Consider the following 25,168-nt stretch of genomic DNA (forward strand, 5'->3'; position numbering starts at 1 on the left):
ATAAAGAATACGGTTAAACAAGTTTACTTGTCACTTTAGTGGTAACACCGTTGCGTCGTTGGAAGTAGATTGCCCCACCAACCACCATGATGAATAGCCCACAGATAGCAAAGTAAAAACTATTCTCATTTGGCAGCACCGCGAAAGCGGTAATAACGCCACCAAAGACCAGTGTTAAGCGACCAAGCACTGTAAACTGCATCACATCTGACTGCTCCATCCCATTTGGCGAAACAATCGGTGTGCTCTGGTTTCTGAAGAACAACTCAACCTGCTCTTTACGCTCGCCAACAGGTTCTTTGTAGAACAGCATCGTCGCGAAGAAAAAGCCTACCGTCAGTATCGCGTGCATAAACTGGGTGATCACTACGCCCAAGTCACCAAGCTCACGGCCTGTCATTGGTACAGCGATGGTTTCTGATACCCATTGAGCATTAAATACATTGTTACTGATAATACTCACACAGAAGCCAAAGATAACTGTTGCCCAACCTGCCCAGTCAGGGACACGTTTTACAAACATACAGAATGTTTGAGGGATCATCATTGGAATGTTTACCAAACCTGCAAACAAAATCATCATTGAAAACAGGCTGATGCCACGTAGTTCATTCAAGAATAACGCACAGCCAATAACAATCAGCCCCATCACAGCGGTAGCAATTTTACTTGCCCTTAATTCTTGTGCCTCTGTCGCTTTCTTATTAAGGATTGGCTTATAAATAGACTTAATAAAAGAAGCCGTTACGAAATTAATACGGGAGTCCAGTGTCGACATGGTTGCAGCAAACATTGCCGAAACCACAAGGCCAACCATACCTGCCGGAAGCAAAGTCTGTACAACAGATAGATAAGCTGCCTGATTTGCCTTATCACCGAGCTGCGGGTACATCTCACTCAATGGCCCTAGCGAGCCTGCTGCCCACATCGGCGGCAAGAACCACATGATGCTACCCATCGCAAACAATGCAGCAGTAAAGTATGCGGCTTTGCGAGCATGAGCAGAGTCTTTCACACATAGGAAGCGTACCGACTGACCGATGTTATTCATATCAATCACACGCTGAATCAAGATTGCACCAACCCACAGTAGGAATACTTCGTGGATTTCAATCCCCATCCCTGTCCAAAGGGTGTCCCCTTCCCAATGTGAAGTAATGGTCTCAACACTATCCACATTATTCAAAACAGCGATGAAGGTTACAATACTGATCCCTACGATAAGCATCGCCTGCAGGAAATCACTCGATACCACCGCCCACGAGCCACCGGTCACCGTCATCAGGACAACCGCTAAGCCGGTAATGATTATCGAAAATTGAATATCCCAGCCCAATACCGCCGAAATGAAGATAGATACAGCGTAAAGCGTAATCGCCCCGCCCATCAATCCCGTTACGGTATAGATGGTTGTATAGAAACGCTCAGTCTTGGCACCAAAACGTTGGCGAATCGCCTCCATCGGGGTCACTACATCCATTTGGCGAAAACGGGGTGCGAAAATACGCGCACACAGTAAATAGCCCACGATGTTAAATACGAAGAGCCAAACCACAGCAAAGCCATCAATATATGCCTTGCCGGCCGCACCTGTGAATGTCCAGGCACTGAACGTGGTCATAAATGCACTGGCACCGCCCATCCACCAGACCATCTTACCGCCCCCGCGGAAGTACTCACTGGTATTAGACACTTGCTTACGAAAAACAAGCCCAAGCAGAACCATAAAGATGAAATAAAAAACGATGGCGCCTAAATCATACGAAGAAACCATTTTTACCCCCTTTACCAGAAATAACGTTTATGACCACAGATTCTCATCAAGGCTTCTAAGTAGTAGTAATCTCCGTATGGCAACATGTTATCGCACATATCGCGTGCGACAAATGATGCACCATTTTTCAAGACACCTAAAGCTTCACTGCTATCTGTTAAATCACATTGATCCATCAAACCTTTCACTAAGTGCATTCCCCACTGCTCGAAAAAGTCACGCTCCTTTTCGTCTTCGCATAGACTTGCAATCAGTAAGAAACCTGCTGCTGTTACAGCCCCGGCAGAGCTGTCTTTGTACTGCGGCTCAGATTCTGGTAATCGATAGTCCCAAATTGGTACAGGGTCATCTTTTAAGTGTTCCATAGCAAAATACGAAAGCTTTTTCGCAAGTTCTAAGAACTTCTTATCACCAGTATATGCGTAAGTTTGGGCAAAGCCATGAATCGCCCAAGACTGTCCACGCGCCCAGCATGAATCGTCGGCGTACCCTTGGAAAGTTTCGCCTTTGATTGGTGCTTGCGTCAGTGGGTCAAAATTAAACGTATGGAAAGTCGAGAAGTCATCTCGCACAATATGCTTAGCGAGTGTTTCTGAATGATCGATAGCCGCTTGTTTAAGCAAGTCAGACCCCGTCTGCTGTGACGCCCAAAACATCAAGGCTGTGTTCTGAAGTGAGTCAATGATTGTCTTACCCTGAGTTTTTTCTGGTCCCAGGATATGGGTTTCATTCCACGCCACAATGTATTTGCCAATACGACGGAAGCGCAGATATAGACTGTGCGCGGCCTCGATTGCCATTTGACGGTACTCTTCATCTTCTGTCAGCATGTGCCCAGCAACACAACTCAAAGAAAACTGGAACCCTAAATCATGGTCATGCCAATCTGGGTTCGCTATCATCTCTTTGAAGTATGCCTTTCTGAAGTTAGCGCTATTCTTGAATTCCTCTTCGCCAGTCAGCTGATAACACAACCAAAGTTGACCAGTCCAAAATGATGACACCCAGTCAGAAGGGCCACAGTAAAGCCACTGGTTATCTGCTGTGCCAATCTTAGGGTTATTGATACCTATTTTTCTTATATTGCCTTTGGTGAAATCCACCACTTTCAACAGGTGGTTTTGAAACTCTTGATGCTCATACCGTGTTTCTGGGTACATCTTCTCATCTATCATGTCGTTACTCTTGTCACACTCAGGATAAATCTCACACCCCAAGAAACGTTTCTTGTGATGATATTATTTCTCGCCCTGATTATTGTTTTTTCCTCAAAGAGAAACAATGTGCAAAAGTCACAGATAATGAAGAAAAAGAAACAAAACGCTTACTCAACGATAGTAATTGGTAGATCTGTGAGATCTATCAACATCGTTAGCACTCCCAGGAAAAATGAAAAGTAGCACTCTAAAAAGCCTTAAATATCAAGTCATTGCACACATGATGACAATAAAAACAGTGACTTACATTGACACCCATAAAAATGACAAGGTGAGTGAATAGTACGTATGAAATACCTATAAGCTTTACCAAGAATAGCTAGAAGATAAGTTAATGGCAGAAGAGCGGAAAAAAGAAGAGAAAGAAGGCGGATAAAAACACTAGCCGCCGTGGCTCATCACTCGGTTTCTCACCAAGAAACAACCTCACACAAGAAACAAGTCATGGTTGATTACTTTTTAATGCCTGGTAAGTTTTAGAACAGGCTACCACCTAACTATTCGGTTTAAACTTTTTCGTCATCCCTTGACTGGCAGGAGAGACTAACCTGTACCCTAGCTTTTCATAAAAGACAGGCTCATCTGCAATCATTGATACATAAGAGCCTTCTAGGGCAACTGAAGATAAATAGTTATCGATATATTCCATCACTTCTCTGCCAAGCCCTCTCCCCTGATAACGAGGATCTACGGCAACATCAACAACTTCAAAATTACATGCTCCATCACCTACAACCCGCCCCATAGCGACTAACGTTTCTCCATCTCTGATGGAAACTCCGTATAGACTGTTAGGCAATGCTATCATCGCCGCTTTCAAAGATTTAGGCGATAAGCCTGCTTTAACACGCATCTCGCAAAACTCTCTAGGGCTAGGTACTTTTTCTTGGTATTTGATGGTCATGGTCTACTACTCCTGGTGGAAAACTGAAGCATACACATTAGCACTGTATAAATAAACAGTTATAAAAAAACGGAAGCAACCACGTTGCTTCCGTTTTTCTAAACCATTTAAAAGTTAAGATTAATTTGCCTTCGGCACTTCAATCTCAATTTTCTTGTTTAGCGCTTCAAGCTCAGACTCCAGCGCGACAAGCTGGGCTTGCTTCTCATCAACAATATCAAGTTTGGCTTCGTATTTATCACAGTCCGCTTGTGATACCCAGTTCCAGCTAGTACCCGACTTGAATTCATCACAAGCTTGCTTGAATTCGCCCGCAACGCCTTCAGCCTCAGTCACGGCTTTCTTGGCTTTTTCTACATCTTTTTGCAAACGCAGTTGCTGCTGGTAAAGTTCTTTGGAATTATCGAGCACCACTTTCTGCTGCTCTGCTGTTGTTTTCAGCTCGACCACTTTGGTATCTAACTTTTTAGTTTCAACCACCAAGGTCTTCTGCTCTTTCTTCATACCCGCAAGTTTCTTCTCGAAATCCGCTTTTTGCTTTTCCAGCTCTGCTTGCTTTTCTTCAAGCTTCAGCGTCATTTCCTGAAGATCAATGGCTGACTGAGTCTCAAGCTGCTCGAAACGGGCTTGCTCGGCTTGTTTTTGCTCCACCAGCACAGCATTTTTCTGCACTAATGCGTCGTATTCTTCTTGGCTCGGGCCGGGGTTGCGATTCCATACCGCTGTTGCCAATAAACCACCAATAACGAGTCCAGCAACTAAAGAAACTTTCCAAGATCTCATATCTATCTTCCACTTAAGTCGGTCATGCAACAACGATGATACAAGGCAAGTTTTGCCCCTATCACGATGCTACACCTAAACCTGAATGCTATGTCATGGTTATATCAAAAATGTCGATAAAACAGTAGTTAGCGACTTGATAAGTTCAGGGTAAGATCACCTGATTTGATCCAACCCAGCTTTCTCATGATTTCCGAAAACAGTAATGTTAACAAAGCTGGTAGCACAAGGTGCATTAATAAGATGGTGAGATAAATATCATTTGTCTGCCAACCGCTTGTTTCCATTGCGACAAAAGACTGAATCTGCCCGACAAGTCCGGATGTGCCCATGCCCGCGCCCAATGGCGTATTTTCCATTTTAAAAACGACTGTTGAAATGGGCCCAAGAATGGCGGAGGTGAGAATCGTCGGGAGCCATATTTTGCGATTCTTAATGATATTTGGCATTTGCAGCATCGATGTACCTAAACCTTGGGCAAAAACACCAGCCCAGCGGTTTTCCCTGAAGCTCATTACAGCAAAGCCAACCATTTGCGCACAACACCCGACGGTTGCTGCGCCAGCAGCCAGACCATTCAAGCTCAGCATAATTGCAATAGCAGCACTACTGATAGGTAAGGTCAGTGCCATTCCCATCAACACAGCAACCAGCATGCCCATTAGTAGCGGCTGCAACTGGGTGGAATACATAATGACATCACCCAATGATGTCATCATGCCGCCAATGTATGGCCCGATAAAGCTCCCTACAGCAACACCGGAAATGACAGTTACCGCCGGAGTAACCAGAATGTCGACCTTGGTTTCATTGGCGACAAACTTACCAAATTCGGTCGCGATGATTGCAGCAACAAACGCCCCGACAGGCCCACCAAGTGCAGCTCCGGCTGCGCCTACGGTAGTGACGGAGAACATGACTAATGCTGGCGCTTTCAACGCATACGCAACCGCAACAGCAATGGCTGGCCCCGTCATTTGTTTTGCGAGCGGCCATAGAGTATCGGTAAAAAGCGGAATGCCAAATTTAATGCCAATCGTGTTAAGGATTGAGCCAATTAATAAAGATGAAAACAGACCAAGAGCCATAAAACTCATGGCATGGATAAAATAGGTTTTGGCTGAAATCTGGATATGTTTACGTGCTAAAAAGTCACTTAAACGAACAGCAAGTGATGAAGGTTGTGTAGAAGACATAAATCGTTTTAATAATATGCTAGCAAGCTGAAGAGCAGAATTCTAACGTAGCCCTATGCAACAACCAAGCACTCTCTCGCACCTAACGAGCCTTAGTCTTTGCTCAATTACATATTTCTTCAAACATATTCCCAATAAAGTATCGTATTACAGACAGACGGTTTACTCTCATCATTTTCGATGCCAGCGTTGCTAGTAACTACTTACAAAGCGACCATAAGCCATGATACGAAATCACTTACTTTCAGCAGCTTCGGTGGAAGCGGCAGCAAACATTCATTGCTCTAGCCAACCTAAGATGAAAATAAGCCGCCTTGCTGGGCTGATTGTCATACTGCTAAGCCCATTTCATGGCCAAGCGGGCTCTGCACCAGTCGTCATGCAGTCATCCTCACTCTCTGCCACTGAACTGGGAGAAGTTGACGGTCACCTTAATGATATTCATATGTACTTAGTCAGCGAAAAATTGGATGGTATTCGTGCCCACTGGGATGGTAAGCAACTACTGACACGTAGAGGAAACCTCATTCATGCGCCCAAGTGGTTTACCCAAAGCTTTCCGCCAAACATAGCATTAGAAGGCGAACTCTGGCTTGGTCGAGGCCAGTTTCAACAAGCGAGCCGCATCGTGCTAGACGATACCCCAAACCACCAGCAATGGCGGAAAGTTAAATTTCAAGTGTTTGATTCACCGTCAATTGAAGGCGGATTCGAAACGCGTTATCAAGTCCTTGCTAAGAATATAGATATGATCACCAGCACTAACCCTGCTCCCCATTACCTAGCACTGATCCCTCATACTAAAGTTGCCAGCCTTGATTCACTAAGCAAACAACTTAACCAAATAGAATCAAACGGTGGCGAAGGGGTCATGCTTCACCATCAAGATAACCGATACCAAGCAGGAACCAGCCAGCGGTTATTCAAGCTAAAAAGTTACCAAGATAGTGAAGCAACGGTGGTTGGGTATAGCGAGGGGCAAGGCAAGTACCAGGGGAAAATGGGGGCAGTCTGGGTGTTAACCGCGAATAACATCAAATTTAAAATCGGCTCAGGATTTAGTGACGAGGACAGGCAATCCCCTCCCCCGCTCGGCAGCATCATTCAATATCGCTACAACGGATACACCGACAGTGGTATTCCCCGCTTCGCCAGATACATGCGCATGCGGGAAACGCCGGAGTCCTGAATACTATCAAAGCGATAAAGGCATAAAAAAGCCGCCCCAAATGGGGCGGCTGAAATCGGCATTATAAGCGAGAATTACAGCTTATAGCGCTTCACTTCTAGTTCTAGTTGGTCAGCCAATGACTTCAAACTCTCAGCTTGTTGAGCCGCTTCTTGGGCTTCAACTGCCATTTGGTTTGCCACTTCTTGAACACCTTCAGTATTACGGCTAATTTCGGCAGTCACACTTGATTGCTCTTCCGCAGCTGATGCGATTTGAGTCGCCATATCACTGATCACATTAATTTCGCTGGCAATGTTATTGATACTTTCGCCCGCGCCATCAACATCATGTACGCTTGTTTCTGCTAGCTTATGGCTATCATTCATCACCGATACCGCTTGCTTGGTCGTTGACTGCAGCGTCTCAATCATGGTTTGAATTTCTTCAGTTGATGTATGGGTACGCTGAGATAGCACACGTACTTCATCTGCAACCACGGCAAAGCCACGCCCCTGTTCACCCGCACGTGCTGCCTCAATCGCCGCATTTAGTGCCAACAGGTTGGTTTGCTCCGCAATATCACGAATTGTTGCCAGGATCATACTGATCTTCAGCGCGTGCTCGTTCAGATCTTCAATAATGCCAACGGCACTATCAACTTCGCCCGCAAGGTTACCGATCGATTGCTGGCTTTGACCGACCTGACCATGGCCAGCTGCCGTCAGCGTCACTGCTTGTTCCGCGGTTTTAGCGGTATTTTCAGCGTTACCAGCAATTTCTTGGGTTGCACTTGCCATCTCGGTCACAGCAGTGGCCACCATGGTGATCTCATCTTGCTGCTGACGGATATTATGGCTACGTTGAGTCGCCGAGGCAGCTGCATCTGCAGCGCTACGGTTCAACTCAATGGTGATATCACGCAGCTTACTAGCCATCACATGCTGGCGCGCCACAAACTGGTTAAAGTTCTCAGCAAGCTTGCCTACTTCATCTTGGGTATTCACATCAATGCGTACAGTAAGGTCACCTTCACCATTGGCAATATCAGCCAAAGCCAAAGACACTTTGTTCAGTTCGCGCAACTGGCGGGTAACCAACCAGCCAATGAAGCCACAAACAATCACCAAAATAACGAAGCCAATCATTAGCTGGTCAAGCAGAGACTCAACAATGGGTGCTTCTAGGGTTGCTTGGTCCATTACCATCACAACAGCCCAGCCCGAGCCCGGCACCACCTGAACAGCTACCGCACGGTCTTGGCCATCGAAATCACTGAAGAAGAAGCCATCACCGCCGTTTATCTCACCCTGCAAGGCTTGCACGGTGATCCCCAGCTCAGAAATAGGTTTAAGCTGGAACTTCTCGTTAGGGTGCGCTACCACTACCTGATTACCCATATCCAGCAACATCGCATAGCCGTTGCCCAATACAGGGACGTTCAACACATCTTCCATCAGATCACCCAGTGCCAAGTCAGCACCAACCACACCTGCCAATGAGCCCCCTTTCATTACGGGTTCAGCCAATGTTACAACCAGCGTCTGCATGGTATGGCTCATATAAGGCGCAGTCACAATCGCACTGCGCGCTGCTTGTGCTTCCTTATACCAACCTCGGGTACGAGGGTCATAACCCGCACGGTTCAGCGATGGATCTTGACGATACATTTCACCTTGCTGGTTACCGTAAAAACTTAAACTAAAGTTACCCGACGTATGGGTTTGCTTCAGGTGACCAACAATATCCGGTGACACGCTATAGCGCATCGTATTTGCCATACCAGTAATTGCTGATTGCTTATCACTAAGCCAATCACCAATGCCCTTGGTTACCGCAATCGATGTGTTGGTACTTTCACTTTGAATAGACTGCCATGCTTGAGTTTTCATTGATTGGTATGAAAAACCACCTAGCGCAACAGCAGTAATGGAAATCGCGGCGAAACTAGAAAGAAGTAGTTTCGCTTTCAGAGATAACTGCATAATAATCCTTGTAATGCTTTATTTTTACGCAGATTATAGTGATAAGGTATTAGTCACTTTGTGATCAAGAATAAATTTTATATGTGCTACACATCAACTGAGCATTTTATAAACAATCAAATTCATTTTCGGTTCATCAACAATGCATTACAATTATCGTTATGAATAAGATCAGTACTCTCCCTATTGCCATCATATTGTCACTCTTGCTCATCAATAATGCGCAAGCTCATCATCATGACCAAGATAAGATGCTCGACCTCCCCCAAGGTAGCATTGAAGTTGAAATCGAAGAAGACCACGATGATGTGATGCATGCTGTACAGCAAGGGCTGATCCAACCCTACTCCGAGCTACAGAAGGTTGTTGCTAAGCAATTAAATGGTCGAATTATTCGAGTTGAATTAGAAGAAGACGATGACGTCTGGATTTATGAATTAAAACTCATCGACCCTAACAACAACATTGTAAAAGTAGACTATGAAGCCAAGACCCTCACCATTGTTGAAATTAAAGGTCGCGGGCTAGAGAACGTAATCAAGGTATCTGAATGAAAATTCTTGTCGTAGAAGATGAAGTCACACTTGGCGAACAAATTGTCGCGGGGTTAGAAAACAATGGATGGGTAGCTGAGTTATCCTGCGATGGTATCGATGCCTTATACCGTGCGACGTCAGAGCCTTGGGACGGCATCGTGCTTGATCTCGGCTTGCCAAAGCTTGACGGCTTAACGGTATTGAAAGGGATCCGCGATGAAAATGTCTCGACACCAGTCATTATTCTTAGCGCCAGGAATGAACTGACCCAACGTGTTGAGGGCTTAAATGCCGGTGCTGATGATTACCTGACCAAACCGTTTCAAATGGTTGAGTTGGTTGCTCGCCTACGTGCACAACTTCGCCGCTCAACCGGAAATGCGTCCCCTGTTATCCAAATCGGTGGGCTAAGCCTAGATACCCGTACATCTAAAGTGATGCATAATGGTGAGAACATTGAACTAACCGCATTGGAGTTCAAGGTAATTTCTTACATGATGCACAATGCCGATAAAGTGATTTCACGTACCGAGTTGGTTGAGCATATCTATAAGCAAGACTTTGACCGAGATTCCAACACCATCGAAGTATTTATTGGCCGCATCCGCCGTAAAATTGGCAGCGATGTGATCAAAACCGTTCGTGGTCTTGGGTATCGCATTAATGCCGAATAAGCCACAGCTCACCACCCACTCAAGTTTACGCAGCCACCTACTGATTGCCTCATCAGTGTGGCTGTTGTTGATCACCCTTGCTGCTGGCTATATCGTCCCAACCTTCATTAAAGATTACCTTGTAGAGCAAGAACAGCAGCGCCTCTACTTATACCTTGACGAGCTAACCGCAGTCGCAGATGTAGATAGCGAAGGCAAACTAGCCCTCCCCCAACAACTATCGAACCCGCGCTTTCAGCAACCATACAGCGGCCTATACTGGAGCCTGAATGTAGGTAATACCCAAATTCGTTCCCGTTCACTTTGGGACACGCAAATCACGGGGAATGAAGATAAAGGCTATCTTGGTCCAAATGAACAATCGCTAATTACGGTTAAGCGGCAATTCTTCCTGCCCGAGGTAGATGAGCCCATCGAGCTGACTGTCGCAGCTAGCCAAGAACATCTGCTAGGTACACTAAAACAACTGACAAAAAGCTTCTGGTTCATACTGGGAATCATGTCAGGCGGGATCTTAATACTCATTTGGCTACAGGTTAGCTGGTCGCTTTGGCCATTGCGTCGCCTGCAACAAAAGCTAAAACAAGTACGCAACGGTGAGCAAAACGAGCTTTCAGGTCAGTATCCAAAAGAGATCCGCCCGGTAGTGGATGATCTCAACGCTTTGCTATTCCATTACCAAGAAATCCTTGACCGTGCCCGCAACCATGCTGGTAACTTGTCCCATGCGCTAAAAACCCCCATTGCGGTGCTAAATAATGAAGTCGCCGAGTTACCACAGGAGGCTCAAGCGAAGCTTCAACCAACCCTCGCGCAGCTCCAACAGCAAATTGAATACCACCTCGGCCGCGCCCGCATGGCTGGCGCGGCCAATATCCTGGCCGCGAAAACCGCACCGAGCCAGAGAGTTGATGCCATCTCGATGGCGATGGATAAAGTTTACGCCCATCGTGATGTTGTGTTGGTTAACGAGCTAGATAGCGAACTCATGGTGGCAATTGAGAAAAGGGACCTCGACGAAATTGTCGGCAACCTAATCGAAAACGGCTACAAATGGGCGAACAACTTAGTGCGAGTGCACCAAAAAGAAAGTGATCAGCAAAGCATCAAGCTAATCATTGAAGATGATGGGCCCGGCATTAGTGATGATGCCTACGAGTCTGTGATCCAGCGCGGAGTCCGATTAGATGAGACGACCCCGGGCACCGGGTTAGGGCTAAACATTGTGAGTGAATTGGCCCACAGTTATCGAGGTGATCTAAAGCTATCGAGAAGTGCATTGGGTGGCCTTTGTGCCGAATTAACCTTGCCCTTACCTAGAGAATAAAGCACCTCTCGAATAGCGATGCTCGGCTTAACTTAATCAAAACAAGGTTAGACCGGCCAAAACGTTAAGTTAACAATACGAACCACAACACCAAGTACAAACAATGCCACCCCTAAGCGGTAACTTTTGTACTCTGAGGTCGTCATTTCGACTCGCTTATAAAACATCTTCACAACACCCGCCCAGTCATGCGTGCGTTTGCCATACTGGGCGATACTCGCCCCAACCATAGCAAGACCAACAACCAACAGTGCCATTTGAAGCGTAAACATTCCTGTGGCTAACATAGATATCATCCTTACCGCTCTCTATTTAGCTAGATTCAAGCGTAAATACCCTATGCCTGCAATTAGACTTAGGTCGCAGCCCATCCGTTTTCAACACGCAGTGGCTCTCCAGCACAAAATACATTCACCATAAAAATGCAGGAATATGTTAATTGGATAGATGTAATAAAGTGTTTCATCATTAATTTATCTGTATTTATTTGTTGGAACTGATTAGCCAGACACATGTGTACAGATAACAGTTAAAGTGAACAACTTACATACATCACAGTGTGATATTTGAACAATTTGTATACCACCCTCCTACATCGCAAAAGCACTCACACACAAAATTGTTTATTTAATAACCCAATTTTAGCTTTTTTATATAAATTGAATATATAACCCTGACTTATAGCTCCTATTGGTCGATTCAAGCGCTAAAGATTATGGGTAAAATGCCGCTCTCAATAAATACCGATAATTCATCACTTTTAGGCATGTTTTCTGCGATAAGTTCTGAATTGGTATTAATAACTCATATATTTTATGTCAGATCCAAATACAGGAGTAAGATTTGAAAAGTCTCGGCCAATGGTTAGGCAATATTTCGCTAAAGGTGCAGATATTACTGCCCATCTTTTTCGCACTAATCCTTTTTGCCGGTGCATCTTGGATGGTAATGGGCAGTCTTAAACAAGCAGAACAAAATACATCCCTGACAGACGATAGCATTAGCTACAACATGCAAATTGTCGAAGCTCAGCGTCAAATGTACCGCTTACGCATGGATGTCATTCGTGGCCTAGGTAAAATCATGCCTTGGGATGAAGTGGAATCTTCATACCAATCATATAACCAAGAAATCCAATCTTTACTATCGGCTGCAGCCAAAAGCAGTGCCTACACCACAGAGCATGGTGCGATCATTCGTAATATTGAAGGTATCCTGAGCAGCTATGGGCAAGGTATCAGCCGTTCAAATACACTCAACCAAGAAAACGAACGTCTGTACATGTCGCTGCCTTGGATTTCTGACGTAATTAATGACACCAACGTTGAAGTTCTTGATAGTGAACAAATCTACGAAGAAAAAGCCGCATGGCGTAAAGCCCGTGCTGCACTGTTCGACAGCGCTATCCGAGTTCAAACCCACTTAAGTATTGTTTACACCAGTTTCAGTGAAGAACGCCTGCAAATGTTCCATGACGAAATGGCAGTGATGACTTCAACACTAAACCAACTGGGGAACCCAATCGCAAACCGTATCTTGGGTGAAGAGCTTAAGCACTACCTAGCAGTAACTAGCGACATTGTTGATACCGCACTTGAAATTAACAAACAAGAAGCGCAATTATCGCAGCAAGGCGCTGATATTCGGATTGCACTGTATGACCTAGCAGAGCTGATCAACGAGAAAACGGAAGCACTGGCAACTGACAGTACCAACCTGATCGGTAACAGCACCCAAACGCTAATTAGTGCGCTACTTGTTTGCCTTGTCGTATCGATTGCCTTCGGTTGGATCATCGCCAATGTTATTCTTGTGAGCATCAGCAAGCTTCAAGACGTGATGCAAGAGCTAGCCAAAGGTCGACTCAATGTGACAACGGGTGTTCAATCTAACAATGAAATCGGCCAACTGTGTGCCAATACCGACACAACTATCGACTCGCTACGTAATATCGTTACCCAACTAAGCAAAGTGGGCGATGAAGTTTCTTCGGCATCAACTGAACTTGCCGCCGTCATGACCCAAAGCGAAGCGAATGCTAACGATCAAAAAGCCCAGGTTGAGCTTATTGCATCAGCAGTGACCGAGCTTTCATCAAGTGCAACCCAAGTCGATGCGTCAGCAAACCAAGCCGATGACAGTGCGCGCGAAGCATTGAAAATCACCCACGAAGGCTCTAATACCGCTCACGAAAGTGCTCGACTAAGCCACGAGCTGGGTAGCCAGTTGAACAACACGTCTGCAGTTGTCACTTCGCTCAAAGATCAAACTGACAGCATCAGTGAAGTCATCACCGTTATCGAGAACATCTCTGAGCAAACCAACCTACTGGCACTAAACGCAGCTATTGAAGCAGCGCGTGCAGGTGAGTCTGGTCGTGGATTTGCCGTAGTTGCTGATGAAGTGCGTATGCTTGCGGCGAAAACGCAAGAATCAACGCAAAACATCCAGAGCATTATCGATATGCTGCAAGGCAAATCAAATGATGTGGTTGAATCGGTCACTCAATGTCTAGACATGGTAACGTCAACAACTGAAATGAGTGAGCGTACCAACCAGCAGCTTGAGAATATTTCAACGGCTATCGAGCTGATTTCACAAAACAACAGCGAAATGGCAAGTGCAGCAAACGAGCAAAATCGTGCGATTGCGGCTATTAGCGAAAACGTTGCAACCATTGATGAAATCATCAGCCAGAATGTTGCGGGTATTGGTCAAACAGCACAAGCAAGTAACCACCTGTCTGAGATGTCTGAGACTCAGAAGCAACAACTTGGTCGTTTCTCGCTATAGCTTCTCGCCGGAAATAGCTGTATCAGCCTTCGATTGATACTCAACACGATATAGCCTCAAGGCGCTGATAATTTCAGCGCCTTTTTTCCATCTTAACTTCTGCTTTGAGCTTATTCTTTTACTTGGCCCGTTCCCCTTCCCCCTCATTGCCTTTCACAACAGTGAAATAAGTGGTTCTAAGCTGTAAACTTTATATGCTTAATGATGGGGTTTGGTGTAGAATCCGCTCCCGGATTTACAATGAAGATATCGAGGCAACATGCAACTACTCGAAGCAAAATTACAAAAAATTGATCGTCACAACTACCGCAGCTACTCAAGCCTTCGCGGTGAGTATCACTTCGTTGACTTCGATTTTTTCATTGATATTACTCAAGCAGACCCTTTCGCGCCGGCATCACGTGTGCGTGCTCGCCGCAAGTGGTCGCTAACGGATCTTGAGTGGCTAAAAGACCAATCTGAAGACTACCAGCGCGCAGCCCGTGACTTTATTGCCCGTCAATTTGCTGAGCTGGCCCAGCAGGTGAATGAAATCCAGATTGATCGTCCGGGTCAAACTATCCTAGATCGTACTGCCGTTGTTTTCGATGATGATGCCCTTGAGCTTCGCTTTCGCGTCGACCTGCCATCTGATGGCCGTACGATTATCGCGAAGAAAACCGCAAACCTGCTGACCTTTACCATGCCAAAAATCATTCGCCGTGCCACCATCGCACGCGAACTGCCAATGGATGAGCTGAAACGTCACTGTGAAACGGTTGAAGATCAGGTAGCCCTTCGCAAGCAGCTGGCCGGCAAGAACCTCATGGCCTTTGTGGCTGACGAAAGTATCTTGCCACGTTTAGCGGGTAACAGCGATTTGCCAATGGCTGATGCTATACCGTTTGTGAGCCCTGAAAACCTGGCTGTCGAACTTGAAGCACCGCACAAAGGCAAGGTTCGCGGCATGGGTATCCCGAAAGGCATCACCATGATTGTTGGTGGTGGCTTCCACGGTAAGTCTACCCTATTGAATGCGATTGAAAGCTCTGTGTACGACCACGTACCAGGTGATGGCCGAGAGTACATCGTTGCCGACGAAACAGCCTCGAAGATCCGTGCTGAAGACGGTCGCTGCGTTCACAATGTTGACCTGACACCTTACATCAGCAACCTGCCTATGGGTAAAGACACCAGCATGTTTGCTACCCAAAACGCATCGGGTTCAACGTCCCAGGCATCTTGGCTGCAGGAATCTATCGAAGCAGGGGCTAATGCCCTATTGATTGACGAAGATACCTCTGCGTCAAACTTCATGATCCGCGATGAGCGCATGCAGGCATTGATTACCAAGAACGATGAGCCTATCACACCGTTGGTAGACCGCATCTCATTACTTCGTGATCAGCTGAACCTGTCGGTATTGCTAGTGATGGGCGGCTCTGGCGACTACCTGGATGTTGCCGACACGGTTATTCAGATGCACAACTACCAGGCCATTGACGTTACTGCGAAAGCGAAAGAGGTAGTAGCCTCCCACCCTACCCGCCGTCAGCTCGAAGGGACAGAAGTGATCACTCGACCACGTACCCGAAAGTTAAACCGTGCAGCACTAAAAACCTTGCTAGAAGACGGTAAGTTCCGTATTCAAGTTAAGAGCAAGACATCGATGCGATTCGGCCGTGAGTTTGTTGATTTGCAAGCCTTGGAGCAAGTCGCTGATTCAAGCCAGTTACATGCTATTGGTTGGTTGTGGTTCCAACTAGCACAAGGCAAAGGTTGGGAAAAAACACCAAGCAAAGCTTTCAATATGATGCTTGCTAATGGTGACTGGTTCCGCGCTATGCCTAACTATGGTGATATTGCTAAGCCTCGCGTGATTGAGGTAATGGCGGTACTGAACCGTATGCGCAAGGCTGAGTTCAAATAATCAACTTAGACTGACCCGTAAGGTTAGCTCGCTAAATGCGTTAAGCATTCATAGCGAAGCCTATATAGTAAAGCCCACAGCACATTAAGTACTGTGGGCTTTTTGCATCATCAGCCAGCCATTGTTTTAGGTAGCTAGTAAATGGGTAGAAAATTGGTAAAGTTGGTATCAGTATTATTTACAGGATCAATGCCGCCGCTGAAATTGCTCCATCAGCCTTTGTAGTCCTTCCAATCGCTCCACCAGCCTACAGGTGTTATCGACGGAGGTATCACTGGTTTCAGCTGTTTTGCCCGCAAGTTGGTTAATCTTTTGGATATGCTCAGCAATATTGGCACTCACGCCAGCTTGCTGTTCTACTGCCGCCGCAATTTGCAAACTGCTATCAGTCACATCATCCAACACATGGTTTATTTCTTGAAGCTGCTCGCCCATCATCAACGCCTGCTGACGGCAATGCTCCGATTGCTCACCGCCACGTTCAACAGCTGCCACTGCACGACCCGCAATATCTTGCAGTTCGGAAATCATTTTATGGATTTCACCGGTTGATGACTGGGTCTTTTGCGCCAATGAACGTACTTCATCCGCCACCACAGCAAAACCTCTGCCCGCCTCACCGGCACGCGCGGCTTCAATGGCTGCATTTAGCGCCAACAAATTGGTTTGATCGGCAATGGTGCCAATCACATCAAGAATACCTTCAATTTGGCGGCTACTTTCAGAAAGCGCATTAATCACTTGTTTTGAATCGTCTAGCTCTTTATGCAACGCACTCACCGACGAAATGGTCTCTTCAACCCTTATCTGGCCACTGTTGGCAACATTCTGCGCCTTCACGGTCATCTCCGAGGCATTCGTCGCATTATCAGCCACTTCCTTCACGGTTGCCGACATCTGATCAATGGCTACACCAACCTGTTCCGTCGCCAGCGTCTGCTGTTGCAAGTTAGTTTTCACCTGCTGGGCATTGGCGAACTCATCCTCGGCTGAAAGTAGGATATCGGCTGAGGTTTCACTTGCTCGCCCAACAATTGCACGCAGCTCGGCCTGTCGCATTCTTAAAGCCAATTCGATGCCAGAATAATCATCCAGCTTACCGGTATAGATAGGCTCCATCAGCTTGTTGTCATAAGCCTCTTGGGCCAATGTTGTGACAACGGATAAGCGTTTTTGGCCATAGCTATTAACCGCCAGCCCCACAAACAACAACGCGGCAGCAACCATGGAAATAACCGAGGCTGAAGTGACAGCATTATACAAAGCGCATAGTGTTGCGAGAGTGATCGTCGTATTAACGAGCACTCCGCACTTGAATCGAAAACGCTGAGTACCTGCTTTACCCTGCTCAAGTGCCTGGTAGGCGGTTTCAGCGCGATTAACTTCATCCTTGTTGGGGCGACTACGAACCGATTGGTATTCTACGACTTGGCCATTGCTATCTAAAATTGGCGTAACAAAAGCAGAAACCCAATAGTAATTTCCGTCTTTACACTTGTTTTTAACCAGCCCCATCCAACTTTTCCCCTGTTTTACATACTGCCAAAGCTGGGCAAACGCAGCTTTAGGCATATCAGGGTGCCTAACGATATTGTGGGGATTATCGGTCAATTCTTGGCTGTTGTAGCCCGCTACATCACAAAAGTGATTGTTGGCGTAGGTTATGGTGCTGGTAGGATCCGTGGTTGAGATTAAATTTAGAGAAGCGGAATACTCGACTTCCCGTCCTTGGGCCGACGTATTCTTAAAAGATGTATTTTCAACTGTCATTATTGTCACTTGTTATTTTTATACCAGTTCAAATGAAAGATGCTTTTACGAGCAACTTATTGCTACTCGCCGCGAGCTATTGTGACATTCATTCCAAATCATCAACTTGATTTATATTAAATAACGATGAGAGATTAAATAAAAAACGACGAGGTCAATGCCTCGTCGTTTTAATCATGCTGGTAAACAATGTTGCTTTTTACTGACCCATCATTGACCCAATTTAGCCTTGAGTGCTGGCAATGCCTGTTTCATGGCCTCGTAGCCAACATTCATTGCGGCAGTACGCTCAACTGAACCGCCAAAGTTCACAAGGCTCGGATCAGGCGAGACAGGGGCCAGTACGATATCCGCACTATCAATCTCTTCTTTGGTCGCTATGCAACTTTGCATCCAGAAGGTATTCGCCATGGTATCTACCGCGGTGTATTTTAGCGGTGGCGGCAAGCTGCAGAACACATCAACCGCAATGACGATATCGGCACCGAGCTGTCGAGCTGCGTAAACCGGCACCAATGACAACACGCCCCCATCCACAAGGATATCTTCGTTATGGTAAATAGGGACGAAAACCCCAGGTACACTTGATGACGTTTGTACCGCTTCACCAATATCGCCTGCAGTGAACATCACCGCTTTCTGTTGCGTCAAATTCGTCGCAACGATACCGGTAGTGACAGGCAGATCACTGATATCGTCATAGCCCGTGTGCTTGTTCACCCACTTCGCCAAGGCTTTGCCTTTTATCAACCCTTTGCGCGAAAGGTTAATATCGACTATCTCACGCTCAGCAAACTCGAACATCTTGCGCTCAACATCATGATATTCATGACTACTATATAGCGCGGCTGCAATGGAGCCCACCGATGTACCGGTAACGATATCAGCCTTAATACCCGCTTCTTCCAGCGCTTTCATGACCCCAAGGTGCATCATGCCGCGAGAAGCACCACCGCCGAAAGCAATAGCCAGCTTGGGGTTATCCGTGCTTAGAGAACTAACTTGCTCGACTTGCGCAGCTTCTGCCGTTGGCATCATGGCAATGTCTACCGCGGTAAGGTCGTCGTATTCATTCACGGTTGAGCAACCGTATAAGCCAACGAGCATCAATAAGGTAATGAGACGGTGAGGCTTAGTTTTTATGGTGATACTTTTCATAACCAGACTTTTTATAACCAGACTAGTCATTACCAACTCCTAGTGCTTCAAGATCTTTGCTGTCTTGCTGCTCAGCATATTGAGCAATCATTGGAAATTCTGTGTGATCAATACGATCAGACCAAATCTGCGCTGGGATATGGCTAAATGTCGCTGCATAACGCGGCTCAATTTCCAGCACCAACTTAGCGACTTGATCCAGCTCTAGTGATTCCGCATAGGCAGGCAGCGAAATGACGGTTGCTGACGATCGTGCCAATGGCTGTAAGTGCGCAAACTGATCGCCCAATAACTCAGGTGTCAGCAGGTGCGGTGTTTGTTGATCGCCCAGATCGTAATGGCGCTTTAATACCATGTACTTGCTTGGAATAGACGCCTGCGAACTCCACCATTTGCCATCGACTGCGGCAAGCACCTCTTTCGCTTGCGCCTTATCGACAATGCCCAACTCTTGCAAACTTGCATTCAACCATAAGCTTACATTCTGATTGTATTCCACTTCACTCAGCACCTTACGCTGCTGGATCAAGTTAAGTACAATCTTCGCCCCCAGCATGTTGGAGTAAAGATCTTCCAGCGAGTAAGCAGAAATGGTTTCTGGCCAACCAGAAAAACTGGTGTAACCATGCCACTGCGCAATCTCATGAGATTCAGCTTTAAAGTAAGCCAAACGCGCCGCCAAATGCGCCGCAACCGACCACTTCTGCTCATCATTCAACGCCGATACATCGAAGGCCTTCATTTCAATGTAGCGAGGTCCAAGCTCGGCTGGCAACTCAATGCGATGGGCCTTACCCAAGTTAGCCAAAATTTCGAAGAACAAGCCAATGGTGTCATCGGCGGTGTCGCGTACATGGGCGAGATCGATAAACCCACCTTGCTTGGTGTACAGAATACCGTTATTTTCACTCCCCCCATGATCCAGCACCGACGAAGATGATGGCGTGTAGTGGTAAATACCACTGGCGAATTTGTGCGGACCAATATCACTCAGGCCAACAACGTTATTCAAGCGGAAAAATGGCACCGGGACAGGGCCTAACTTTACCTTTTGCATATCGCCAAAGGCACAGCACGGCCGCACATTCTGCGGCACGGTAAACTGCGGGTAGCTTGCTTCATCCAGCTGCCATGGTTGGCTTACCGGTTGGCCACCCGCCAGCATGTCAGCCACTTCCGCATTGCTTGGCACTGCATGGGTCTGCCACGTATTGGACGTACACCCAGACACCAAGGTGAGTAGCGCAACCGCATAAAGCGGTCGTAATAAAGTACGGCTCATATCAGTTAAAACGCTTCATTGATTGCAAAGTAAAAACCACTTTGATCGTTGCCAAAGCCCATATCCAAACGTAGGTTGACGCGCTGCTTGATTTCAAAGCGATAGCCTACCCCCACCGAGTAAAGCCATTTCTCGTCGCCCAGCTGGTCAAACTCTTCCGCCAGCGTACCGGCACCAACCCAATACACCATGCCATGGCGGCCTGATAAGGGTTGGCGATACTCCGCTTGGGAAATAAGCATATTCCTGTCACGGTAATGGCCTTGCTCATAACCGCGCAGTGCATCGGCGCCACCGAGCAATGCCATTTGGTCCCAATTCACATCACCGAAGTTAGATTCGATCCGGGCTTGCCAGGCAAGAACACCCGGGATAGCAGACAAGGAGTGATAGTCGCTGTAGTTCAGGCTCACCCGCTCAAAGTCATTGTCTGAGCTCAATGCTGTATTGAAGTTGTGGTATTCAAGCTGAATCAAACGCCCTTTTGACGCATTCAGGGCAAAGTCCCGGGAGTCATACGTCAGGCTAACCATCCCGCCAACATTGCGCTGAGTCTCAGGGAAGTTGGCAATATCTGCCCCGATCCACGGGGTGCTTGTCTGCGCTTGTTCAACGTTCGACGCTTCGTGACGGGAAAGTTCGAACCCCATACCAAGATAGGTGTATGGCAGTACCCGCACCATGCCCGTTACCGAGCCTGAATAAGTCCGGCGGTTATAGTCAACACGCTCGTTATTCATACCAGCGTCAACCCCGACGCCGTAAAAGATGTCCGGTGAGTCCATTAACTCGGCATCGACGAACAAGCGGTATTTGTCATTCTTTAGGTAGTTGGCATTACGTATCGCGACACCGTAGGCACCATTTATCGAACCAAAACCATTAAGGCTGATGGAGCTTGGCTGCGAAACCGTATCCTTGATATCGGGCATGTATAAACCCACCGCCGAGACACCAATACCGAACTTTTTCTCCGGGGTATAGAACGGCCCCGGCATCACGCTCCAATCGATCCCCTTTTCAGGGTTAAAATCGCCATCCGCTCCCAACTCAAGCAGCATACCATCGAGCCACTGTTGGTAACGTTGGTACGCGGTCAATTCTGGATCCTGCTGAACGCGCCCTTGCTCGGCCTGCTGGGCGAAACTGGCACCAGACAAAACCAAGCAAACTAAAAGAAGTATTTTTTTCATTGTTTATTAAATTGTTAGAATCGACGACCTAAGGCAAAGAAGAGGGTTTCACGTTGGCCAAACCCAGCCTCCATCAAAATATCCCAGTCACGGTTGAAGGCATATTGGAAGCCCACGACACCGTTCCACTTCTCTTCAGCACTCTGGCTCACCTCAAACCCTGCATCTGGCGCAAGGGCATCAACAGCCTTAGCAAGCTCGGACGGTAACCCTAAACTCTTCAGATCGCCAGATAGGTACTGTTCGACATCCTGATACATGGCGCCGACAAACACGCGCAATTCACGCCCTCCATCGTATTCCCAACGGTGGCCGACACGGGGGGCTGCCACAAAGGTTTTAATGTTGCCGTCAATCGCGGAAATGCTGGTGTAGGTGTAATTCATGTCGAGTAGTGCAAACCAATTCCCCACCCCACCTGCGATGGTGGTACCAATGCCATAGGTGCCACCATCCATATCCAAGGTGAACATGGCATTGTCCGGTAAATTGCTCCCTACCTGATCGATTGCAGAGCACAAGGCATTATTGACAATGCCGTTTACTGCTCCGCGATCACAGCTCACTGAATTGATTCTGGCCTTACTCTGGCCTTGGGTATAACCAATGATGCCGTAAACGTTAAGAAACGGAAAAACCCACACATCGCCACGTAATGTAATGTTTGAGCCTTTAAAATCAGCTTGATTCGCATCAACATCTATGGCTTCCAATACTGGGTGGCCAGTTAAATCAATGCTGTTAACCGTAATAGGGTTACTCATATCCATGTATGAGATTGAAAAGCCATATGGCTTAGGGAGTGTGTAGCCTAGCTTTTCTGCTTCATCGCCCCAGATGGGAAAAAAGGATTGCTGTGCAAATGTAAGCGGTGCAAAAATGCCTGCTATGAGCAGTAAAGCTGTCTTCTTCAAAATAATATCTCTGTCATTTAATACGACACCTTCCTTGGTTTCATCTCCCGTAAATAATCACATCACATATCTTAATGGGCACTTAATTTAACTGGCGTGCTAATAAGCACAACTCTATTTATGCTTATCCAAAATGCCTAATAGATATATCTGGGGCGTGAATAATATAGATCTAACGATGGTTTGACCAGTAGGCAATTTTAAGCTTTTATGCGACCCATATCTCGGTTTTCACTATGCCATTAAGCACACATTAAGCTTTCTCGCAAAATGTCGATTCAAAGTGATAATTCACAGTTCATTAGACGTCGGTAAGCCAAAAAAGACGAGATAAAAACAAAAAACCCACCACTTAATAAGCGATGGGTTTTCATTTAAATAAAAAGCTTAAAATTGTTAGCCTTTATATCGCATGAACACCGTCGAGAGAGGAGGAAGATCAAGGCTAATGGACTGCTCTAGCCCGTGGGCTTCAACCGCTTCGGTCTTGATTACCGATTTAACCTCTGCACCGCTACCCCAGTACTTGCTATCGTCGGTATTGAGCAACAGCTCATATTCACCTGCGGTAGGGACGCCCAAGGTATAGCCCTGTCGTGGTACTGGTGTGAAGTTAGATACTACGAGTACCTTGTCACCATTTAGCGCAATACGCTCGTGGGCAAGAATGCTGTTTTCAGCATCATCTTGTACCCGCCACTCAAAGCCAGCAGGGTCGCAATCTTGCTCATGCATTGCAGGCTCGGAAGTGTAAAGGTGGTTCAAGTCTTTCACCAATGCCTGCATACCGCTATGACGTGGGTATTGCAGCCAGTGCCATTCCAACTGCCCTTCATGCGCCCACTCTGCACTTTGTGCAATCTCTGCACCCATAAAGTTCAGCTTCTTACCCGGCTGCCCATACATGTAACCCATGTAAGCACGCAAATTGGCTGTTTTCTGCCACTCATCACCCGGCATTTTATCAAGCAAAGAACCTTTACCGTACACTACCTCATCGTGGGACAGAGACAGCACATAGTTCTCGCTAAAGGCATACACCATTGGGAAGGTGATCGTATCGTGGTGGTACTTACGGTGTACCGACTCTTCCTTAATATAAGAAAGGCTATCGTGCATCCAACCCATGTTCCACTTGAAGCCGAAGCCCAAGCCACCCATGTCTGTTGGCTTAGTGACACCAGGGTACGCCGTTGACTCCTCAGCAATGGTCATTGCATTCGGGTACAGACGGTACACTTCTTCGTTCATCCAACGCAACAGGCTCGCCGCATCGAAGTTGACATTGCCGCCTTCGTGGTTCGGGATCCACTGGTCATGCTCGCGGGAGTAATCCAAGTACAGCATGGATGCCACGGCATCAACACGCAGGCCGTCAATGTGGTAATGCTCGAACCAGAATAGTGCGTTCGATACTAGGAAGCGGCGAACATGATCACGGCCATAGTCGTAAATGTAGCTCTGCCAATCTTGGTGCCAACCACGACGAGGATCCGGATCATTAAACAATGACGTACCGTCAAAGTCTGCCAAGCCGTGATCGTCCGACGGAAAGTGCGCAGGCACCCAGTCCAGTACCACACCAAGATTGGCTTGGTGGCACTTATCGACGAAGTATTTGAAATCATCTGGCGAACCGTAGCGGCTTGTTGGCGAGAACAGGCCAATCGGCTGGTAACCCCAAGAGCCAAAGAACGGGTGCTCCGATACCGGCATTAACTCAACGTGGGTGTAACCCATTTCAGTAAGGTACGGGACTAGCTCATCCGCCAGCTCACGGTAGTTGAGGAACTCGCCCTGCTCGTTCAGCTTCCAAGATCCGGCATGCAACTCATAGAACGAAAGTGCTTGCTGGTGCTTTGGCGTTACCGGACGGCTCTGCCACTGGCTATCATTCCACTGGTAGCGGCTTTGGTCATATACCTTCGATGCAAACGACGGGTACTGCTCAGAGTAGTAGCCCCATGGATCTGCCTTGTGCGGTAGCCCTTCGCCGTTGCTGTCTTTCAGTTCGAACTTATACAACTCGTCGGCTTCTAGTTCAGGTACAAACAAGCCCCATAGCCCATCGTCCAAACGCTGCATTGGGTGACGGCGACCGTCCCAAGCATTGAAATGGCCAACGACACTTACGGCAGCAGCATGGGGTGCAAAAATAAGAAAGCGTACACCTGAAATCGGCTGGCTGCCGCGGTTCAATGTGATGAGCTGAGCACCCATTTCGCTGTGCATTTGCGACGGGTCTTTCAGTGCATCGTAGGATTGAACCAAGTTGTGGAATTGGTATGGGTCGTAGAACGTCTGCTCACCTTGCGGCCAAGAAACGTTTAGTTGATATAGTGCAGTGGTAAAATCGGTGTCACCCTCAAGAATAAAACCGCTATCTCCTTCGCGGCCGAGGGTAAAACGCTCACCGTTTTCAGTAATTGCTACAACATGGTCAGCCCCAGGCAGATACACACGGAGTGCAGCATCTTGGGACTGATATTGCGGGCCTAAAAATGAAAATGGGTCTGAAAATGCAGCCCTTTCGAGCTGCATGTATTCCTTATCACTGCGGGTCACTTTCAATGTGTCCAACGCAT

At 47.0% G+C, this 25,168-nt stretch carries 19 protein-coding genes; 6 read left to right on the forward strand and 13 right to left on the reverse strand.

The annotated features are described in order from the left end of the window. Window positions 1-13 precede the first annotated feature (13 nt). The 5 genes from C9I98_RS00730 to C9I98_RS00750 form a co-directional block, all read right to left on the reverse strand. On the reverse strand, window positions 14-1,774 hold the full coding sequence (locus C9I98_RS00730) for a sodium:solute symporter family transporter (protein WP_036824831.1): 1,761 nt from the start codon (window positions 1,772-1,774) through the stop codon (window positions 14-16). Between the two features lie 11 nt (window positions 1,775-1,785). Then, window positions 1,786-2,949: a glycoside hydrolase family protein gene (locus tag C9I98_RS00735; protein WP_051902327.1), complete on the reverse strand. Its 1,164-nt coding sequence runs from the start codon at window positions 2,947-2,949 to the stop codon at window positions 1,786-1,788. 535 nt (window positions 2,950-3,484) lie between these two features. Next, the gene (locus tag C9I98_RS00740; RefSeq protein ID WP_036824833.1) at window positions 3,485-3,895 is read right to left on the reverse strand and encodes a GNAT family N-acetyltransferase; all 411 of its coding nucleotides are present in this window, start codon (window positions 3,893-3,895) and stop codon (window positions 3,485-3,487) included. Window positions 3,896-4,015: 120 nt separating this feature from the next. Further along, window positions 4,016-4,678 carry a hypothetical protein gene (locus C9I98_RS00745; RefSeq protein WP_036829032.1) on the reverse strand — a complete coding sequence of 221 codons (663 nt, stop codon included), beginning with the start codon at window positions 4,676-4,678 and terminating at the stop codon, window positions 4,016-4,018. 128 nt (window positions 4,679-4,806) lie between these two features. After that, the gene (locus C9I98_RS00750) at window positions 4,807-5,874 is read right to left on the reverse strand and encodes a PTS sugar transporter subunit IIC (RefSeq protein WP_107271441.1); all 1,068 of its coding nucleotides are present in this window, start codon (window positions 5,872-5,874) and stop codon (window positions 4,807-4,809) included. Window positions 5,875-6,097: 223 nt separating this feature from the next. Here C9I98_RS00750 and C9I98_RS00755 point away from each other — a divergent pair, with 223 nt between their 5' ends. Beyond that, on the forward strand, window positions 6,098-7,063 hold the full coding sequence (locus C9I98_RS00755) for a DNA ligase (protein WP_245907061.1): 966 nt from the start codon (window positions 6,098-6,100) through the stop codon (window positions 7,061-7,063). Window positions 7,064-7,137: 74 nt separating this feature from the next. Here the strand turns inward: C9I98_RS00755 and C9I98_RS00760 are convergent, their stop codons facing one another. Further along, window positions 7,138-9,027, reverse strand: a complete 1,890-nt coding sequence (locus C9I98_RS00760; RefSeq protein ID WP_107271442.1) for a methyl-accepting chemotaxis protein — start codon at window positions 9,025-9,027, stop codon at window positions 7,138-7,140. A 161-nt stretch (window positions 9,028-9,188) separates the two neighbouring features. Between C9I98_RS00760 and C9I98_RS00765 the strand changes: the two genes are divergently transcribed. From C9I98_RS00765 to C9I98_RS00775, 3 genes are read left to right on the forward strand one after another with little or no spacing between them, the layout of a single operon-like run. Then, the gene (locus C9I98_RS00765) at window positions 9,189-9,581 is read left to right on the forward strand and encodes a PepSY domain-containing protein (RefSeq protein WP_036819739.1); all 393 of its coding nucleotides are present in this window, start codon (window positions 9,189-9,191) and stop codon (window positions 9,579-9,581) included. Further along, window positions 9,578-10,237, forward strand: coding sequence for a response regulator transcription factor (locus C9I98_RS00770; RefSeq protein ID WP_036819736.1), 660 nt, complete (start codon window positions 9,578-9,580; stop codon window positions 10,235-10,237). The genes C9I98_RS00765 and C9I98_RS00770 overlap by 4 nt, the downstream gene beginning before the upstream one ends. Beyond that, window positions 10,227-11,564 (forward strand): ATP-binding protein, encoded by a 1,338-nt coding sequence (locus tag C9I98_RS00775; RefSeq protein WP_036819733.1) that lies wholly within the window; start codon window positions 10,227-10,229, stop codon window positions 11,562-11,564. Before C9I98_RS00770 ends, C9I98_RS00775 begins: the two co-directional genes overlap by 11 nt. A 47-nt stretch (window positions 11,565-11,611) precedes the next feature. On the opposite strand, the gene C9I98_RS00780 is transcribed toward C9I98_RS00775, so the two are convergent. After that, window positions 11,612-11,851, reverse strand: a complete 240-nt coding sequence (locus C9I98_RS00780; protein WP_036819730.1) for a hypothetical protein — start codon at window positions 11,849-11,851, stop codon at window positions 11,612-11,614. A gap of 556 nt (window positions 11,852-12,407) precedes the next feature. Between C9I98_RS00780 and C9I98_RS00785 the strand changes: the two genes are divergently transcribed. Further along, window positions 12,408-14,357 (forward strand): methyl-accepting chemotaxis protein, encoded by a 1,950-nt coding sequence (locus C9I98_RS00785; RefSeq protein WP_107271443.1) that lies wholly within the window; start codon window positions 12,408-12,410, stop codon window positions 14,355-14,357. 259 nt (window positions 14,358-14,616) lie between these two features. Continuing rightward, complete coding sequence (locus C9I98_RS00790) at window positions 14,617-16,266, forward strand: ABC-ATPase domain-containing protein (RefSeq protein ID WP_107271444.1); 1,650 nt, start codon at window positions 14,617-14,619, stop codon at window positions 16,264-16,266. Window positions 16,267-16,452: 186 nt separating this feature from the next. Here C9I98_RS00790 and C9I98_RS00795 read toward each other — a convergent pair whose 3' ends face one another. The 6 genes from C9I98_RS00795 to glgB all read right to left on the reverse strand — a co-directional run bounded on the left by C9I98_RS00795 (window position 16,453) and on the right by glgB (window position 25,163). Continuing rightward, window positions 16,453-18,036: a methyl-accepting chemotaxis protein gene (locus tag C9I98_RS00795; protein ID WP_036827266.1), complete on the reverse strand. Its 1,584-nt coding sequence runs from the start codon at window positions 18,034-18,036 to the stop codon at window positions 16,453-16,455. Window positions 18,037-18,246: 210 nt separating this feature from the next. Continuing rightward, window positions 18,247-19,224, reverse strand: a complete 978-nt coding sequence (locus tag C9I98_RS00800) for a patatin-like phospholipase family protein (protein WP_107271445.1) — start codon at window positions 19,222-19,224, stop codon at window positions 18,247-18,249. Continuing rightward, a complete protein-coding gene (locus C9I98_RS00805) occupies window positions 19,217-20,476 on the reverse strand; it encodes a DUF4056 domain-containing protein (RefSeq protein WP_107271446.1) in 1,260 nt (419 codons plus the stop codon). Before C9I98_RS00805 ends, C9I98_RS00800 begins: the two co-directional genes overlap by 8 nt. 5 nt (window positions 20,477-20,481) lie before the next feature. Next, window positions 20,482-21,669: a BamA/TamA family outer membrane protein gene (locus C9I98_RS00810; RefSeq protein ID WP_036827543.1), complete on the reverse strand. Its 1,188-nt coding sequence runs from the start codon at window positions 21,667-21,669 to the stop codon at window positions 20,482-20,484. Window positions 21,670-21,683: 14 nt separating this feature from the next. Then, the gene (locus tag C9I98_RS00815) at window positions 21,684-22,583 is read right to left on the reverse strand and encodes a hypothetical protein (RefSeq protein ID WP_170111203.1); all 900 of its coding nucleotides are present in this window, start codon (window positions 22,581-22,583) and stop codon (window positions 21,684-21,686) included. Between the two features lie 396 nt (window positions 22,584-22,979). Next, entirely contained in the window at window positions 22,980-25,163 is a 2,184-nt protein-coding gene (gene glgB, locus C9I98_RS00820) for a 1,4-alpha-glucan branching protein GlgB (protein ID WP_107271448.1), read from the reverse strand. Window positions 25,164-25,168 lie beyond the last annotated feature (5 nt).

The organism is Photobacterium sanctipauli (assembly GCF_003026495.1).
Classification (GTDB): domain Bacteria; phylum Pseudomonadota; class Gammaproteobacteria; order Enterobacterales; family Vibrionaceae; genus Photobacterium; species Photobacterium sanctipauli.

Excerpts from the sequence above, each read along its gene's own strand:
- C9I98_RS00730 (WP_036824831.1), bottom strand. The coding sequence starts at position 1,774 with ATGGTTTCTTCGTATGATTTAGGCGCCATCGTTTTTTATTTCATCTTT.
- C9I98_RS00735 (WP_051902327.1), bottom strand. The coding sequence starts at position 2,949 with ATGATAGATGAGAAGATGTACCCAGAAACACGGTATGAGCATCAAGAG.
- C9I98_RS00740 (WP_036824833.1), bottom strand. The coding sequence starts at position 3,895 with ATGACCATCAAATACCAAGAAAAAGTACCTAGCCCTAGAGAGTTTTGC.
- C9I98_RS00745 (WP_036829032.1), bottom strand. The coding sequence starts at position 4,678 with ATGAGATCTTGGAAAGTTTCTTTAGTTGCTGGACTCGTTATTGGTGGT.
- C9I98_RS00750 (WP_107271441.1), bottom strand. The coding sequence starts at position 5,874 with ATGTCTTCTACACAACCTTCATCACTTGCTGTTCGTTTAAGTGACTTT.
- C9I98_RS00755 (WP_245907061.1), top strand. The coding sequence starts at position 6,098 with ATGATACGAAATCACTTACTTTCAGCAGCTTCGGTGGAAGCGGCAGCA.
- C9I98_RS00760 (WP_107271442.1), bottom strand. The coding sequence starts at position 9,027 with ATGCAGTTATCTCTGAAAGCGAAACTACTTCTTTCTAGTTTCGCCGCG.
- C9I98_RS00765 (WP_036819739.1), top strand. The coding sequence starts at position 9,189 with ATGAATAAGATCAGTACTCTCCCTATTGCCATCATATTGTCACTCTTG.
- C9I98_RS00770 (WP_036819736.1), top strand. The coding sequence starts at position 9,578 with ATGAAAATTCTTGTCGTAGAAGATGAAGTCACACTTGGCGAACAAATT.
- C9I98_RS00775 (WP_036819733.1), top strand. The coding sequence starts at position 10,227 with ATGCCGAATAAGCCACAGCTCACCACCCACTCAAGTTTACGCAGCCAC.
- C9I98_RS00780 (WP_036819730.1), bottom strand. The coding sequence starts at position 11,851 with ATGTTAGCCACAGGAATGTTTACGCTTCAAATGGCACTGTTGGTTGTT.
- C9I98_RS00790 (WP_107271444.1), top strand. The coding sequence starts at position 14,617 with ATGCAACTACTCGAAGCAAAATTACAAAAAATTGATCGTCACAACTAC.
- C9I98_RS00795 (WP_036827266.1), bottom strand. The coding sequence starts at position 18,036 with ATGACAGTTGAAAATACATCTTTTAAGAATACGTCGGCCCAAGGACGG.
- C9I98_RS00800 (WP_107271445.1), bottom strand. The coding sequence starts at position 19,224 with ATGACTAGTCTGGTTATAAAAAGTCTGGTTATGAAAAGTATCACCATA.
- C9I98_RS00805 (WP_107271446.1), bottom strand. The coding sequence starts at position 20,476 with ATGAGCCGTACTTTATTACGACCGCTTTATGCGGTTGCGCTACTCACC.
- C9I98_RS00810 (WP_036827543.1), bottom strand. The coding sequence starts at position 21,669 with ATGAAAAAAATACTTCTTTTAGTTTGCTTGGTTTTGTCTGGTGCCAGT.